Origin of the sequence: Sedimentisphaera cyanobacteriorum, assembly GCF_001997385.1 — a bacterium.
Classification (GTDB): domain Bacteria; phylum Planctomycetota; class Phycisphaerae; order Sedimentisphaerales; family Sedimentisphaeraceae; genus Sedimentisphaera; species Sedimentisphaera cyanobacteriorum.
In genome coordinates this window covers 1,120,555-1,135,674 of the sequence record NZ_CP019633.1, presented here as the reverse complement: position 1 = coordinate 1,135,674, position 15,120 = coordinate 1,120,555, and the positions used below count along the sequence as shown (strand labels likewise).

Sequence of the window (15,120 nt, the reverse complement as noted above, 5' to 3'; positions counted from 1 at the left end):
TGTGAGAAGACAATGAACTCTGTTATAGAGCTCAGTGAAATCCATAAAAGCTACCAGATCTCCAAGTCAAGAAACGTTCCGGTGCTCAAGGGGATAAACTTTTCTGTAGATTCTGGAGAGTATCTTGGGATTATGGGGGCCTCCGGCTCCGGCAAATCAACCTTGCTGAACGTGCTGGGTCTCCTTGATTTGCCCACAAAAGGAAGCTACAGCCTTGAAGGCTCCAATACAAGCACCCTTGGAGACAGAAAGCTCGCAGAGCTGCGAAACAAAAAAATCGGTTTCATCTTTCAAAGCTTCAACCTTTTCGGTTATCTCAGTGTTGCTCAGAATATTGAGGTGCCCCTCGTTTACGGTAATATGCAAAAAAGGAAGCGGGGAAAAATCTCTGAGGAACTGGCTGAGCGTCTGGGTCTTGGCCACAGGCTCAAGCACCGCCCCTACGAGCTATCAGGAGGCGAGAGGCAGAGAGTGGCAATAGCGAGGGCTCTATCCAACAGCCCCACTTTCATTCTTGCAGATGAGCCTACGGGTAATCTTGACGAGAATACAGGGAATGAAGTTATGGATCTGTTCCGGGAGCTCAATGAAAACGGAACAACTATTATCGCAGTAACACACAACCCCGAGTACGAGAGTTTTTTCGACAGGGTTGTGTATCTCAGAGACGGGAAGGTGGAAGCGGATTATGAAACTCAGTGATCTATACGGCCTTTCCCTGCATAATCTCTTCAAGCATAAGGTTAGAAGCGGGCTTACCTCTCTGGGTGTTATTTTCGGCACTGCCAGCGTGATAGCTATGCTTGCCATATCTGAAGGAGCCCGTGAGGAGTCCCTCGCGCAGATTCAGTCTATGGGTATTGAGAACATTATCGTTTACAGCAAAAAGCCTTCTGATGTGGGCAGTGAAACTTCCGGGCAGAATCAGAGTATGGTTGAGCAGTTCGGCATCACAGATAAAGACCTGCAGCATTTTCGTATGCTTGATAATATCGACAAAATCACAACTGTAACTGATACGAGAATGGAGGTGCGTTCAGGAACTGCACTGCTCGATTTGAAGCTGGTTGGAGCGGAGAGAACATTTCTGGATTCCACATCAGCCGAGCTTATAAGAGGCAGATGGCTCTCACCTGTAGATGCAGAAACTCAGTCAAGAATATGCGTTGTGGGCAAGAATGTTAAGAGGAAGTATTTCGGCCTTGACTGCAGAAATGTTATTGGCAGAACCATAAGGGCAAAAAACTCGATCTGGAGGGTAGTTGGAGAAATCGAAGACTCCTCAGGCTCTGAGCTGGCGAATCTGGGAAGCGTCAACGATATGATAATTGCGCCGCAGAAAACTATTACCGATCTCTATGACGGTTATTCGTATGATATGAAGAGACTAAGCGTTAATATTACCGTTGTTCATTATGATTTGATAATAGCGAAGGTAAAAGAGCTTAAGTTCATAAACAATACGGCCAGAAGATTAAAGAACTATATGGTAAAGGTTCATAAGGATCAGAAAGACTGGGAGGTTATAGTGCCGTTTTCGCTATTTAAGCAGAGGCAGAAAACCCAGCAGATATTTACCGTGGTAATGGGCTCGATAGCCGGCATCTCGCTTATTGTAGGCGGGGTGGGGATTATGAATATTATGCTCGCAAGCGTTTACGAAAGACGCAAAGAGATCGGCACAAGAAGAGCTCTTGGTGCAAAAAAGGAAGATATACTTCTCCAGTTCCTCGTGGAAACGGTTACCCTAACTGCCCTCGGGTCTGTTGTGGGGATTGCTACGGGCATAGGCCTCGCAGAGTCTGTCTCTTACTATGCAGGCTGGCCGGTCGTTTATTCATACTGGATTATGATAGTTGCGTTTGCTATTGCATGCTCTATCGGTATCGTTTTCGGTACATACCCCGCTATGAAAGCCGCAAAGCAGAACCCTATCGAAGTGCTCAGAGCAGAATAAACCGCTTTATGCTGACAGAAAGCTTTCAGTAAAACTGAGGCCGGATTGCTTTTCTGGCATTTAACTGCATCTCATATTACAAGCTGTTTTTGATTTAATTTTTTCTTGAGTTAGAGTTTTTTTGCTGTAAAATGCAACTATATTGCATTTTATGCTAACAGGAAAAACTATGGATTTAAGAAGAAAAAATGATAGTCCGGAGAAGACGCTGAAAGAATACGGGCTGAACTGTACTAAATCACAGATTAAAGTTTTAAAAGTTCTTCTCAGCGCTGAGAATCCATTGGCGAGGGGTGATATAATAAGTGCATTAGGCTCACGAAAAATTGATAAGGTTACGGTTTACAGAATCCTTGAGAGGTTCTGTGAAAAGGGCCTTGTTCACAAGGCTTATCTTGATAAACGCGATTGTGAATATGAACTGGCCGACAGATGCAGCAAACATCAGTGTCATCCGCACTTTAAGTGCATAAAATGCGGCAGGGTAATCTGCCTTTATGACGAAAAAATCCCTCTCATAGAAAGCCGAAGGGATGATTTGGTATTTCTGAGGCAGAAAACTGTAATTGAAGGCATAGGGCCGGAATGCTTCGCTCAGGGATTATATGAGAATAAATAATACCAAAAAATTATTATGTATTGCCGCTTTGGTATTGTTTTTCGCTAATTTAAGCGGAACATTATTTATATGGCACCTTTTTCTTGCAGATTCATCTGAGCACGACTGCGGCCACTGCCCAATCTGCCAGCAATTATTAATCAGTCCTGGAAAAATCATTGAGGCTTTTCCGGATGTTGTAATCTTTCAGCATTATATCTCACTGGAAGTGGAAATCATCTCACAAAACCTGATTGAGCAAATCCAGCTGATCAGTATCAATCCCCGAGCTCCTCCATACTAACACTGCTGCAATTATTTATTCAAACACCAACAACAGCCTGATAAATCAGGAATTCTCAGGCTGCGCATAAATACTGCTAAAAATTAGTATAGGAGATTACTATGAAATTTAAGATATTGGCGTCGTTTTTGTTTTGTCTGTTTATATCTTCAGGATATGCAGATTGTCCTTTGGCTCATACTCATATAGGAGTAAATCCAACTTGGAGACCGGACTGGTCTGCACCTAGCAGCTCTGAGCTTGCTGAAGATACAAATTCAGCAGATAATAATAAGCTTTGGTTTTTTTCTCTGCCGCCTTCTCACCCCAAAGCGTCTACTCCCGGCTGGCCTCAATGGAGCAATGCAGACGGGAGTACATTCCTAAGGCTCACTCCGGTAATGGATGGCGGCTCGCCCGTTATGAAGGGCGGTTCTTCAGGGAAACAGCTGTGGTCAAGCAGCTTTATGTACAGTGAAGCAGGCGGATACGGCGATCCCGGAGGTGTTCAGCATCTCGACGGTTGGCATTCTGCGCACGGGCCTCAGGGAAAATGGAATTTGGACAGTGTAAACCAGAACATAACACCCGAATGGGACATTTTTCTCAAACGAGAAGATACTTCTGTAGCCTCCGAAGACTTCTTTATGCTTCTTCCCAACGACACTCCTGCACTTATGGAGGATGGAGACAGCTATCAGCTTTCCAAGAAGTGGCTGGACGAGAAAAATGCATGGGGTATTCATGACCATATGACCTTTAATTTCTGGCTTACTCCCGAGATGGGGCAGGAGGTTACTGCAACTTTTTCTGCTTATGATGAAGGTGGATTGTACAGTGCTTCCGATGATTATGAATTCTCATTTGTTACAGTGCCTGAGCCAATATCACTATCCTTTATCAGTGCGGGCGGCATGTGGCTGCTTAGAAGAAGACGTTGAAATGAAGAGCTTAACGAATCATAAGACGGCTCGGCAGGGCAATATAAAAAATATCGCAGGAAGAGCTCAGGGTTTCAGTCTAATTGAGCTTCTTGTGGTTATTTCGGTTATTGCCCTGCTTTTAGGGATTCTTCTGCCCGCATTGAATGCTGCAAGAAAGCGGGCAAAAAAGGTTGTATGCAGGAGCAATATGAGGCAGATGGGGATAGCTGTACAGTCTTATTTGATAGACCATAACAACAATTTACCTCCAAGTTCCTGCCATATAACAAATCCAGATGATTATTGGCTTAAGGTTTTGTCTGACTATACAGGCGAGCAGCTTCTATTTCGCTGTCCGAGCGATAAGGCAGATAATTTCGTGGACTGGAGCCTGCCCTTGGAGCAGCAGAAAAGCAGAAGGTATTCCAGCTTTGCAGTAAATGCGCTTCTTGACCCTGTGAATTACAGGTACAAAGGGGACTCGAACATATACAACAGTATTGACTCAATACATAAACCCATGCACTGCATTTGGATAAGCGAAGCGCCGAATACGAAAAATTTCCATTTGGCAGATCATATCCATCCAGAATCTTGGGAAGGATCAGTTGAGTATGCTAAAAAGTTCATTGCTTGGGACAGGCATATAGGAAAATCAAATTATCTATTCGTTGACGGTCATGCAGAAACTCTCGAGTTTGAATCAACTTATGCTTGGCCTGATAAATGCTTCTGGTATCCTGAATCGGCGCCAAAATGGCCTGAAAACCCGTAAAAAATTTTGAGGAAAAATTATGAAATTCAAAAAAATACTTCTTTCAGTTTCATTATTTCTGCTGACATTTTCAGCAGCTTCTGCGGAATGCCCTTTGGATCATATTATTATAGGAGTAAATGAGGACGGCATCGCAGACACAGAAGACGATAACAGGCTCTTTGCAGACTGCCGCCAAAAATACCGCAGCTCAACAGGCTGGTATTACTTGCTTACAGAAAGTATTTTTCCGAGCTATAAATGGCGTATTGGTGAGCCCGGTTTCGATCAATTCCAGCAGACAAACCCCGATGCAGGCTATACCTATGACCCGCAGAGAGCCCTTAATGGCAGTCCTGATGAGGATTATAAGATTAGTATAGAGTGCATTTCAATATCTACGGGGTTGAGGGTTGTGCACAAAAACTATCCATCTTTCACTATTAGTCAAGCCGAGCAGTCTTTCAGCCATAGCGAAATCCATGAGCTTAGAAACGATCCGCATATGCACCTTTCTTTTCAGGCTGTTGATCAGACCGGTTTGTATTGGGTTACTTGGAAGATGACAGATTCTGAAGGCAAGTATGAGTCTTCTGAACCTTTTACTTTGGTTTTCAATGCTGAACCTTTGCTGGGTGATCTGGCTGTTGACAGTAAAGTGGATTTGTTAGATTTGCTCGAGCTGTCTGCAGTTTGGCTTAGAAATCAGGCTTCTTCAGTTAATGATTTTTATGAACGTGCTGATACCAACAGAGACGGTGCAGTTAATATGGAAGATTTTGCGAATCTTGCAGTAAACTGGCAAGAAGAGTTCTAAACCCGTTCCATATTTTAAATAACCATATTAAGAATATTAAGTCTTTGAGTTTTTTATCGATATTGCCAAATGGGCATAAAAAGCTAAAATAACCCGCAATGACAGTGATTTTAAGGGTTAGTGATGCTCAAAGACGGTTTTAATATACTTTTCACCTCCTGCGGAAGGCGGGTATCTCTCGCTGAATCTTTCAGACAGGCTGGGCAAAAGGGCGGTTTCAAGGTTACAGTAAACGGGGCTGATATGCGCGGGGAAGACTGCGCTGCAGGTCAGGCGTGCGACAAGGCCTTCAGGGTGAGCCCTGTTTATGCGGATTCTTATCTCGATGAGCTTCTGGAAATCGTGAGAGCGGAAAATATAAACCTGCTTATTCCAACTATTGATCTGGATCTGCTTCTGCTCGCTGAGAACAGAGCCCGATTTGAAGATGCCGGCTGCACGGTTTTTGTGCCCAATCTTCCCGCAGTTCAGATTGCAAGGGATAAAAGGAAAACCCTTGATTTTCTCCGGTCTGCAGGACTGAACTGCCCAAAGATTTTCACTTTAGATCAGGCGGCTCTTTCAAACGACAATGAGTTTTTCATTAAGCCTTGGGACGGGTCTGCAAGCACGAACACGGTTTTAGCTGCAGGCAGGGAAGAGCTGCTGTTTTACGCAAAAAAAATCCCGAACAGCATTATTCAGGAGTACATCTCAGGCATCGAATATACGTGCGATATCTTTACATCACAGGATAATGAAGTTCGCTGCGTTGTGCCGAGAAGAAGAATTTCTGTTCGGGCAGGGGAGGTTAGCATTGGCCAAACCGCCTGCGATGAAGAAATCATATCCCAGTGCCGAATTCTTGCAGCAACGCTCCGCCCGGGCCAGAGCGTGCTTACCGTTCAGCTTATAAAAACTCCCGAAGGCCAGATGTATTTTATTGAGATAAACGCAAGGTTCGGAGGCGGCGCACCGCTCACATTCAGGGCTGGGGCAGACTATCCGCTTTGGATTATGCAGGAGCTGTCGGATGGCCGCAGCGAAGCATGTCAAAGTTTTCAGGAGGGGCTCAAGATGTACAGATACGATTCTGAGATATGGGTTTGAACTGCAATTTGTATTTGGCGTATTAAGAAATACTGTTTTTGTTATAATAAACTGTTATAGTTTCTTGTTAAAGGCTGATATATGGAATGTCCGGTATGTAAAGAACCGATGATTATCCTTGAGCTCGATGAGGTTGAGATAGACTACTGCGCGCAGTGCAGCGGAATCTGGCTCGACAGCGGCGAGCTTGAGCTTCTGCTGGGCGAGGCGGGCGAATCTCTTGCCCTTGAGAAGGCTGAAGTGGGCGAAAAGAGCCTTCGCTGCCCGATTTGTATGCGTAAAATGAAAAAGGTATATATGGGAAGCGAAAAGGTGCTTATAGACTCCTGCCCCGCTGGGCACGGGCTCTGGTTTGATGAAGGCGAGCTGCATCAGGTGATCTTAGCTGCCTCAGGTCCTGAAAGCAGAATCGCTTCTCTTTTGAAGAGTATGTTTGAAGATCTTGAAAAAAAATAATAGCTGTTTAATAATAGTTTGCTTATTTAGGAGAAAATGAAATGGACACCTCGCAGATTGTTCTTATTGTAATTGGCGTTGTTTTGGTTTTGCTCATACTTTGGGCGATTGGGATGTACAACTCGCTTGTGCGGTTCCTCAATCAGGTGAAAAACGCATGGTCTCAAATTGATGTGCAGCTCAAGCGAAGGCATGATTTGATACCGAACCTTGTGGAAACTGCCAAGGGATATATGAAACACGAACAGCAGACCCTTCAGGGCGTGGTGGATGCAAGGAGCAGGGCTCTCGGGGCAGGAAATGTCAATGAAAAAATTGATGCTGAGCAGAAGCTCAACGGGGCTATGAGCCAGTTCCTGCTGACAGTGGAAAACTACCCGGACCTCAAAGCCAACCAAAACTTCCTCGCTCTGCAGGAAGAGCTTACAAGCACTGAAAACAAAATCGCTTTCGCACGTCAGGGCTATAACGATCAGGCGATGACGTACAACAATAAAATTTCAATGTTCCCCTCGAACATTGTCGCAGGAATCTTCAGATTTACTAAATGGAACTACTTCGAGGTGGAAAACGAGCAGGAGCGTCAGGCCCCGGAAGTGAGCTTCTGATAAATTTTAGAGGTGTAAAGATGAAACTTTCAGATTTGCCGGCAATTCCCTTTCACCCGGGCAGGATTTTGCAGGAAGAGTTTCTAACTCCGCTGGGTATCACCCAGACGCAGCTGGCAAAACATATTATCGCAGCTCTGCGCAGGGTAAATGAGATTTGCAGAGGCAGGCGGTCTGTGAGTCCGCAAACCGCATCGCTGCTTTCTCAGGCGTTTGGAGCTACGGCTCAGTTCTGGCTCAACGGGCAGATAACTTACGATTTGGCCGCGCAAAAGCAGAAAAACCGAATCTATGATGTTGGGCCTATTGTGAAATCTACGGGATGAAATTTTATTAAAACAGGATTGCACGCTTTTGAAGCGGTCTAAGGGATATTTTTGATGTGGGAACTTATCAGAGCGAATAAACGAAAATCAGCCTTTCTAATAACCGTTATGTTTGGTTTTATGCTTTTTCTCGGCTGGTTTATCGGTATGTATATTGATCCCGTTTACGGCGGGTATTTCGGCATTCTTGCAGCCTTTGTGATATGGCTGGTTCAATTTCTGATTGCCGCTGCTTCGGGGGGAAAGGTTTTTCTTGCCGGCAGCAGGGCGGTTGAGGTTACCAAAGAAAACTACCCCCAGCTCTACAACGTGGTAGAGGAGATGAAGATTGCCTCAGGTCTGCCTGCTATGCCTAAGGTGTATGTGATTCCGGAAAATCATATGAACGCCTTTGCAACAGGCACAAAGCCCGAGAACGCCTGCGTTACGGTAACCTCAGGTCTTATGTCCCGTTTGAACAGGGACGAGCTTCAGGGCGTTGTTGCGCACGAGATGTCCCACATTCTCCACCGCGACGTTCTGTATATGACATACTGCGGGATAATGCTCGGCACGATAGTCTTCCTGTCCGAGGGGCTTCTCTGGACATTCCGTTTTGGTATGCTCGGAGGTGGCGGGAGGTATTCCTCCAGAAACAGATCTTCCGGCGGCGGTGGCGGAGGCGCTCAGGTTGCAATGCTTCTGCTTGCTCTTGTGCTTGCGATTCTCGCTCCAATCCTCGCTCAGCTTATGTATTTTTCAATCTCGAGAAAACGCGAGTATCTAGCGGACGCCTCGGCTGCAAGGCTTACAAGATATCCTGAAGGTCTCGCAAACGCTCTGGATAAGATTTCCAAGGGCAAGGTTGTCCCCGAGAAAACCAGCAAGGTTAAGGCGCCGATGTATATCTACAATCCTCAAGAGGGCAATGCGATGAAATTCAGCTCGCTCTCAAGCACGCATCCTCCTACAGAAGAGAGAATTCGAATCCTCCGCAATATGAGCCATGGAGCGTCATACAAGGATTATCAGAAATCTTATTCACAAGCGCATGAGGGTAAAAAATCCAGCCTTATCCCGCAGGGTGAGCTCGAAAAGGAGCAGGCTGTTTCAAAACGCTCGCCCGCCGAGAGGCTCAATGAAATGAGCGGAAAAGAAAAGGCAAGGGAAGTCGGAAATATGATTATGGCCGCAAACAGCTTCAGATTCCTGACATGCAATTGCGGGCTCAAGCTGAAGATACCGCCGGATTATAAGCACGAGAAAGTAAAATGCCCCAAATGTGGAACTCTGCATAACGTTTCGGCTGCCGCCGCAGCTTCTGCAGCTGTTTAGGGGGCTTGTTCATAAAGTTCGGACAAACCCTTCAATAGTTTGGTAATTTAATTGAAGCATCGATTATAAACAATATCATTTAGCGTATGGCAAAAGCACAGACCAAAACAAAATTATCGCCGGTTTACGCAGTTGTGGGCAAGGATTCCTTTCTTGTAAACAAAGATTGTGATAAGCTTGTGAACTCCCTTATCCCCCCTGAGTCTCAGGAGATGGGGCTTGTTGTTTTAGACCCCGATAAGACTCAGGCCTCTGAGGTTCTCGATGAGCTCAGAACCCCGGCATTTCTTGCCGATAGGAAGGTTGTGCTGATAAGGCAGGCGGATAATTTTATCAGCTCCAATTCAGAGCTTCTGATAAAATATCTTGATTCGCCAGCCTCTAAGGGCATTCTTGTTCTCACGGCTTCTGCTCTGAGGAGCAATACGAGAATTGCCAAAAAGATAAAATCTGCCGGCGATTTGAGGCAGGTCAGCAAGCCCTCATTCAAAGAGATAGTTTCTTATCCTTCCGAGTATGCAAAGGCAAACTGCGGCAAGAAACTCTCCGCAGCAACCGGTCGGCTTATCATTGAATTTGCGGGCGAAGAGCCTCAGATGATAGCAAACGAGGTTGAAAAGCTCGCTGTTTATACAGGCGATAGAGATACCATTACAGACCAGGACGTAGAAGCCCTCTGCGGGGCGAACAGAACCTTCGGGGTGTTTAATGTTATTGATGCGATGTCCAGCGGGCAGGCGGGGCAGGCAGTGAGCAGACTGAGGAATCTATTCGCCTCAGATAAAGACGCAGAATACACAGCGGTAGGCGCGTTTGCGTTTCATTTCAGGCGTATGTTTAAGGCCAAGGCTATGCTGGGCAAAGGCGAAAGCGAGGCTGGAGCGGGGCAGGCTCTGGGCATAAGATACAAACGCCAAGAGTTTTTCAGAGGACTGAGAAACTGGCCTTTAGTGAATATCGCAGAGGTTATACAGGCTCTTAGAAGGATAGACTACCAGAGCAAAACCGGCCAGGCGAGGGTGAAGGTGGAAATTGAGCAGCTTGTTGTAAAGGCGGCAAGCAGGAACAGAAAAAGATGACCTCACTAAAGGCTTACGCTTTTGTGCCGGTGCGCATGACACTCAATATTCACTGAAACAGGCAGGGATGCTATATGGCAGGGGGCGTATTCAATCTTTACGCCGAGGGCTGTGGTAAGTCCCCCGAAGCCCTGAGGCCCAACGTTGGTCTGATTTATCTTTTCGAGAAGTTCATCTTCGAGTTTGGCGTATTTTTCGTTTGGATTTTTGTCTTTAAGGCTGCGCAGAAGAGCCTTCTTGCTCAAAATCGCAGACAGCTCAAAATCTCCGCCAATTCCCACGCCAATCACAAACGGAGGACACGCATTAGCCCCCGCTTCCTGAGCTGTTCTGCAGATCCACTGGCCTACCTCTTCCGCTGAGGCGGTGGGGTTGAACATCTTAAACCGGCTTTTGTTCTCGCAGCCGCCGCCTTTTGTTATAACGGATATTTCGAGTTTATCGCCCGAAGTTATTTTGTGGTGTATAATTGCAGGGGTGTTATCGCCGGTGTTCTCTCTGCTGAAAAGCGGCTCTGACACTACGCTCTTTCTCAGAAGTCCTTCGGTGTATCCAAGCCTAACTCCCTCATTGATTGCATCTTCGAGTGCTGCCTCAGGCTTATCCTCCGGCGGGCAGATTCTGACATCTGCTCCCTGCTCTGCGAAAAAAACGGCCAAGCCGGTATCCTGGCATATCGGAATCCGCTCATTTGATGCGATTTGAGCATTCTGCAAAAGCTTTTCCAATACGCTCTTTGCAGTGGGGTTTGTCTCGTTTTCCAAGGCCTGCTTTAAGGCATCCAGCACGTCTTCCCCGAGCTCATAGCAGCTGTCTATGCAGAGCTGCCTAACTGCTTGTACAACACGGAAATATTGAACTGTTCTGATGCTCATTCCGCTTCCAGTACAAAACGTTCATAAGCGCTGTTTCCAGCCTCGTCGGCGTATTTGACAGCAAGGATGTTATCGCCTTTTTCGAGTCCGCTTAAGTTTATCGTAAAAGATTCTTTCTTAGAGTCAGCGAGCAAGTCATCGGGGATCACTGTATTCCAGTCATCACTGCTGTTGAGCGTATAGCTCACTTTGCCTATAACGGTATATTTGTCTGTAAGCTCAAAATTTATTTCTGCTTTCTTCCCCTCAACTGCAGCCTTCTGTCCGGTGCATACAGGCGGGGTGTTGTCAACGATGTATTCAGTTTCTGTGCTCACTGATTCCAGAGCATTTTCCGGACCGTTACTGAGCCTGTCGCTCGCTGTAACCCTGAGCTTGTAGATTCCGTCCGGTACGGTTGATGTGTCCCACTTGAACTTCTTTTCCTTGTGGTCTTTTTCGATATTCACCCATCTCTTCGAATCTTCGCCCTGTATATCAATGCTGAATACGAGCTCATCGTCGTTTTCGTCTTTGGCAGGTATTGCGATAACGGCCTCGGTTTTCTTCTCTTCGGATTTTATCATAGGCGCCGCCACTACCGGCTTAATATTCCTTACAACGCTCGCCACTGCCGCGGCATTCACCTTCGGCGAGCGGTTTTCCATTCCCTTGAGCATCAGCTTAAGCTGAAGGAATCTGTGGCTGCCTTCGATTGCAGGCTTTTCGCTTTGAGCAGACAGCGGTTTTGTCCATTCGGTGAAATCTTCTTCTCTTGCGTTCTGCACGTTTGTACCCCTCGAGGAGAACTGAATTTCGCATCCCTCCGGAATTTTTGCCTCCAGCTTTACAGAGCCCCATTTCGAAGGCTGTTTGGCATCTATCGTATCAGACTGCCACCAGCCTTCAGAGCTGAGTCCTTTGTAAAATTCAATAATGCGCGGCGGATTTGCTGTGGCAGCATAGATTTTGCCGCCCGAGGTGTAAAGAGAGGTGATCTCAGAGGACACCTTATCCCTGTAAACATTTTCGATTACTATCTTATCGGTGTCGATTTGTGAGAGCGAAGCGTCTTTGCCGTCAGCTACCCACAGCCTGCCTTTGTGCATTATAGAATCGAGAAAAACGCCGCTGCCTTTCCCGAGAACAGAAACGATTCCGTCCGGAGCTATTTTGTATAAAGCGCTTTTTACCTTTTCTTTCTGATCGCCTCCGTTTTCTTTCCGCTCAAGCATGTCTTTTTTGGCAGTGGCTGCGAGTTTCAAACGCAGGCCGCCGTTTTGGAGGGTGAAAAGCTTTTCGTCCTTCTCATCTTTGCTTTCCTTGGGGTGCGGAGGCATATAACCGGGCATATCAGCTCCGTTGCTGCTTTCAGCAGAAGGGTCTTCAATTGCTGCTGTTATGTAGATGTTGTCTTCATCATCAAAATTTATTGATGTTATGTCCATCTCAGGCGAGTCGAAAAGAGCTCTTCCCTTTTTAGATTCCATATCAATGCAGTAGAGCAGGCCTCTTTTATCCGTGCCGGCATAGAGCTTGCCTTTATGAAAAGCCATAACGGTTATCCCGCGGTCTATGCTGTCGAAGAATACCTCTGTCTCACCTTCGGGAGATATCTTAAAAATCTTGCCATTCGGCCCTGTGGCAGCATAAAGGCTGTTGTTATGAAATTTGAGGTCGAATATAAAGGCCGCATCTTCAATTTTGCAGAGAGTATCAGGGTTGCTGAGGTCTTTTTCGAATTCCAGAATCCTGCATTCTTCCCCGCTGATTCCTGCGGTTAGCTTGCCCTCAAAGCCTTTCTCAACAGCAAAGATATGTTCGTTTACAACCTGTTCTTTTTCTTCTGACTTGCTCTTATCAGCCTTATCCTCTTTTTCGCCGTTTTCTTCTTTTACGGGCCCAACGGGCTTGGCATCTTTATTTTCAGAGCGGTAAACAGATTCAGCTTTTTTATCAGTGATTCTGAAAAGTCCTGCATTCGGGCTTGTACCAGCGAAGACCTCGCCTTCAATAACAACTATATCATTTACTGCCCATACATCTTCCAGCTTATCAGCAAGCAGTTTATGCTTCTTGTTTAGGTGCAGAGTTCCCTCGGAATCTATTGCCGTGTTTTCGGTTTCACCGGCAGTAAAATCCATTGCTGTGTCGAATTTGTAAAGTTTTGAATTTACTGCAAATGCTGAGGCTGTAAAAGCTATGCAGAATAAAATTTTTCCGGCGTATCTCATTAAGGTTCTCCCGTTACTTTTCGCTCTTGTTTAGTATCTCTATTTTTACTTTTATACTGTTGTTTATGATGTATGGTACGTCAAGTTTGCTGCTTATCCAGTCGTAAACAGGCTGTACTTTATAATTCCGTTTTGGATTAGCGATAACAGCTGCTCTGCTGTCGGGCAGGTTTGCCATATTGAATTTGCCGTAGCTTATGCCGCTGCGCTGGGTTTTCATATAGGCATACAGCCCAATGCGCTTCCCGAAGCTCATGTCTTTTCTAATAGCGCTGATCATTGAGTCGAAATCGTCGTAGAGCGGTCTGTCAGGCTCCATTTTATTTACAAACGCCTTGTATTGAGTGGTCCCTGAGATAAGAATCTCCTTTTCTCCCGGAGAGGTGTCTTCAGGAATCTTCAGAGAAATTTGAGCTCTCTTTTCCTTTTCAAATTCTTTCTCAAGCATAAGATCGATATTTACATTGTCCCCCGGTTGAATTTCCAGATCGCTAACTTCTGCAGAAGTGATCTTGGCTTGTATGTTTTTGTTTTCAATTCGAGAGGTGAAATCTATGCTGTGTATTTTCGGCCTGTGGAATTCGTTGCTTTGAAGCAAGCCTAAAATTCCGCCCACCTCGTAGGCAGCGGTTCTCATCCCTGAACCGCTTGATATATTATCGATAACAATATCATCGATTCCTTCCACGTTTAATACCGCTTTGTAGTAAACTGAGTGGAATTCGGGAGGCTCTGAATTTTTAGCAGCGGTGCTGGTGATAATGCTTTGAGCAAGCATTGGCGAGAAAATCTGATGGTCTGCGAGCAGGCATTCATAAACCTTTGTTTTCGGGGTGTCGTATGAAAAGATTTTTGAAGTCATTTTTATCTGCGGCGGTTTTTTGCCGATCTCGCCGTATATGCCGGTTTCTTCATCTGCTGTAAGCGTGCCTACAGGTATTGTTGAGCTTGCAAGCTTCATCGACCTCTGCTGACTGGCCACAACCGTATGCACAACGCCGGCCGAGAAGGGCAGTTCTACCCTGCCTTCACCCGTGAAAGGATGGCCGAATGCGAATATCTTATCGTCTTCAACTGCGGTTAGTGTGCCCACTACGCTCATTTTTATATCCCCGTCCACAAGCGGAACACATATCACAGACCCGGGTTCGAAATTCGGCAAGGCGTTTGAAGTGCTGGACGCACCAGCTGCATTGTAAAGCATATTATCTGCCGAGAGCCCTTCAAGACCTGAGATGGTGTTGGGCCTGAATGATGAGCATATCAGGCTCCCCTCACCTCCGAGCATACTTGAAGCTTTAGCATTAATCTTTCCGCAGATTGCCTTGTAGTTGAGTTTGTCGTCTGTAAGGCTGGCTATGCTTGAAGGAGATTCGATTATTTTAAGCTGTTTTTTGCGCTTGTCTATAGCGAGCATTTCTTCTATAGGCGTTACGCCGTAAAGGGGGTCTTTCGGAAAAGACCAGCCAAAGGCCAGTGCTCCGGCTATCCGGCCTTCTATTACTACAGGAGAACCGCTGCAACCGGCAACCGGCCCTGTATGCTTAAATTTCTTGCCGGTGCCCATTATCAGGAAGGCGTCCTGCCCGGGGCGGTAGTCTTCCATCACACTGACAACTCTGATGGGAAATTTTTCAATTTCCGTGCCCTTGTAAACGCTAAGGGCATAACCCTCCATACCCGCCTTAACTTCTTTAAGAGGCATATATTTTGAAGTGTCTATGTCTGAACCCTTGCAGAAGCTGCCTGCTGCAAGGAGTAAAGAGGCTGAAAGGGCAATAAATAAAAAATTTTTTCTTTGCATATTATTTTCCTGTTGCTGATTCTG

Annotated in this window: 16 protein-coding genes; 13 read left to right on the top strand and 3 right to left on the bottom strand. The window is 46.0% G+C overall.

The window, feature by feature from the left end:
* Positions 1 to 12: 12 nt before the first annotated feature.
* From L21SP3_RS04345 to holA, 13 genes are all read left to right on the top strand, one after another.
* On the top strand, positions 13 to 702 hold the full coding sequence (locus L21SP3_RS04345) for an ABC transporter ATP-binding protein (RefSeq protein ID WP_077539525.1): 690 nt from the start codon (positions 13 to 15) through the stop codon (positions 700 to 702).
* Positions 689 to 1,957 carry an ABC transporter permease gene (locus tag L21SP3_RS04340; protein ID WP_077539524.1) on the top strand — a complete coding sequence of 423 codons (1,269 nt, stop codon included), beginning with the start codon at positions 689 to 691 and terminating at the stop codon, positions 1,955 to 1,957. The genes L21SP3_RS04345 and L21SP3_RS04340 overlap by 14 nt, the downstream gene beginning before the upstream one ends.
* A gap of 169 nt (positions 1,958 to 2,126) precedes the next feature.
* Entirely contained in the window at positions 2,127 to 2,576 is a 450-nt protein-coding gene (locus L21SP3_RS04335) for a Fur family transcriptional regulator (RefSeq protein WP_161488094.1), read from the top strand.
* Positions 2,563 to 2,859, top strand: a complete 297-nt coding sequence (locus L21SP3_RS04330) for a hypothetical protein (protein WP_077539522.1) — start codon at positions 2,563 to 2,565, stop codon at positions 2,857 to 2,859. The genes L21SP3_RS04335 and L21SP3_RS04330 overlap by 14 nt, the downstream gene beginning before the upstream one ends.
* 101 nt (positions 2,860 to 2,960) lie before the next feature.
* Positions 2,961 to 3,779, top strand: coding sequence for a hypothetical protein (locus tag L21SP3_RS11975; protein WP_161488093.1), 819 nt, complete (start codon positions 2,961 to 2,963; stop codon positions 3,777 to 3,779).
* Between the two features lies 1 nt (position 3,780).
* The gene (locus tag L21SP3_RS04325; RefSeq protein ID WP_161488092.1) at positions 3,781 to 4,536 is read left to right on the top strand and encodes a prepilin-type N-terminal cleavage/methylation domain-containing protein; all 756 of its coding nucleotides are present in this window, start codon (positions 3,781 to 3,783) and stop codon (positions 4,534 to 4,536) included.
* A gap of 19 nt (positions 4,537 to 4,555) precedes the next feature.
* Positions 4,556 to 5,332, top strand: coding sequence for a dockerin type I domain-containing protein (locus L21SP3_RS04320; protein WP_077539520.1), 777 nt, complete (start codon positions 4,556 to 4,558; stop codon positions 5,330 to 5,332).
* A gap of 123 nt (positions 5,333 to 5,455) precedes the next feature.
* A complete protein-coding gene (locus tag L21SP3_RS04315; RefSeq protein WP_077539519.1) occupies positions 5,456 to 6,421 on the top strand; it encodes an ATP-grasp domain-containing protein in 966 nt (321 codons plus the stop codon).
* Between the two features lie 81 nt (positions 6,422 to 6,502).
* Entirely contained in the window at positions 6,503 to 6,877 is a 375-nt protein-coding gene (locus L21SP3_RS04310; RefSeq protein ID WP_077539518.1) for a TFIIB-type zinc ribbon-containing protein, read from the top strand.
* A gap of 41 nt (positions 6,878 to 6,918) precedes the next feature.
* A complete protein-coding gene (locus tag L21SP3_RS04305) occupies positions 6,919 to 7,485 on the top strand; it encodes a LemA family protein (protein WP_077539517.1) in 567 nt (188 codons plus the stop codon).
* A 20-nt stretch (positions 7,486 to 7,505) separates the two neighbouring features.
* Entirely contained in the window at positions 7,506 to 7,811 is a 306-nt protein-coding gene (locus L21SP3_RS04300) for a HigA family addiction module antitoxin (protein WP_077539516.1), read from the top strand.
* A gap of 54 nt (positions 7,812 to 7,865) precedes the next feature.
* Positions 7,866 to 9,125, top strand: a complete 1,260-nt coding sequence (locus tag L21SP3_RS04295) for a M48 family metallopeptidase (protein ID WP_077539515.1) — start codon at positions 7,866 to 7,868, stop codon at positions 9,123 to 9,125.
* Between the two features lie 86 nt (positions 9,126 to 9,211).
* Complete coding sequence (gene holA / locus L21SP3_RS04290) at positions 9,212 to 10,204, top strand: DNA polymerase III subunit delta (RefSeq protein WP_077539514.1); 993 nt, start codon at positions 9,212 to 9,214, stop codon at positions 10,202 to 10,204.
* Positions 10,205 to 10,209: 5 nt separating this feature from the next.
* Here the strand turns inward: holA and L21SP3_RS04285 are convergent, their stop codons facing one another.
* Genes L21SP3_RS04285 through L21SP3_RS04275 form a run of 3 tightly spaced genes read right to left on the bottom strand, consistent with a single transcriptional unit; the run spans position 10,210 to position 15,096 of the window.
* Complete coding sequence (locus tag L21SP3_RS04285) at positions 10,210 to 11,073, bottom strand: fumarate hydratase (RefSeq protein ID WP_077541826.1); 864 nt, start codon at positions 11,071 to 11,073, stop codon at positions 10,210 to 10,212.
* A 2-nt stretch (positions 11,074 to 11,075) separates the two neighbouring features.
* Positions 11,076 to 13,292 (bottom strand): SMP-30/gluconolactonase/LRE family protein, encoded by a 2,217-nt coding sequence (locus L21SP3_RS04280; protein WP_077539513.1) that lies wholly within the window; start codon positions 13,290 to 13,292, stop codon positions 11,076 to 11,078.
* A 13-nt stretch (positions 13,293 to 13,305) separates the two neighbouring features.
* Entirely contained in the window at positions 13,306 to 15,096 is a 1,791-nt protein-coding gene (locus L21SP3_RS04275; protein ID WP_077539512.1) for a DEAD/DEAH box helicase family protein, read from the bottom strand.
* Positions 15,097 to 15,120: the final 24 nt, after the last annotated feature.

Bases quoted from the DNA above. Each gene is read 5' to 3' on its own strand.
- L21SP3_RS04345 (WP_077539525.1), top strand. From the start codon at position 13: ATGAACTCTGTTATAGAGCTCAGTGAAATCCATAAAAGCTACCAGATC.
- L21SP3_RS04340 (WP_077539524.1), top strand. From the start codon at position 689: ATGAAACTCAGTGATCTATACGGCCTTTCCCTGCATAATCTCTTCAAG.
- L21SP3_RS04335 (WP_161488094.1), top strand. From the start codon at position 2,127: ATGGATTTAAGAAGAAAAAATGATAGTCCGGAGAAGACGCTGAAAGAA.
- L21SP3_RS04330 (WP_077539522.1), top strand. From the start codon at position 2,563: ATGAGAATAAATAATACCAAAAAATTATTATGTATTGCCGCTTTGGTA.
- L21SP3_RS11975 (WP_161488093.1), top strand. From the start codon at position 2,961: ATGAAATTTAAGATATTGGCGTCGTTTTTGTTTTGTCTGTTTATATCT.
- L21SP3_RS04325 (WP_161488092.1), top strand. From the start codon at position 3,781: ATGAAGAGCTTAACGAATCATAAGACGGCTCGGCAGGGCAATATAAAA.
- L21SP3_RS04320 (WP_077539520.1), top strand. From the start codon at position 4,556: ATGAAATTCAAAAAAATACTTCTTTCAGTTTCATTATTTCTGCTGACA.
- L21SP3_RS04315 (WP_077539519.1), top strand. From the start codon at position 5,456: ATGCTCAAAGACGGTTTTAATATACTTTTCACCTCCTGCGGAAGGCGG.
- L21SP3_RS04310 (WP_077539518.1), top strand. From the start codon at position 6,503: ATGGAATGTCCGGTATGTAAAGAACCGATGATTATCCTTGAGCTCGAT.
- L21SP3_RS04305 (WP_077539517.1), top strand. From the start codon at position 6,919: ATGGACACCTCGCAGATTGTTCTTATTGTAATTGGCGTTGTTTTGGTT.
- L21SP3_RS04300 (WP_077539516.1), top strand. From the start codon at position 7,506: ATGAAACTTTCAGATTTGCCGGCAATTCCCTTTCACCCGGGCAGGATT.
- L21SP3_RS04295 (WP_077539515.1), top strand. From the start codon at position 7,866: ATGTGGGAACTTATCAGAGCGAATAAACGAAAATCAGCCTTTCTAATA.
- holA (WP_077539514.1), top strand. From the start codon at position 9,212: ATGGCAAAAGCACAGACCAAAACAAAATTATCGCCGGTTTACGCAGTT.
- L21SP3_RS04280 (WP_077539513.1), bottom strand. From the start codon at position 13,292: ATGAGATACGCCGGAAAAATTTTATTCTGCATAGCTTTTACAGCCTCA.
- L21SP3_RS04275 (WP_077539512.1), bottom strand. From the start codon at position 15,096: ATGCAAAGAAAAAATTTTTTATTTATTGCCCTTTCAGCCTCTTTACTC.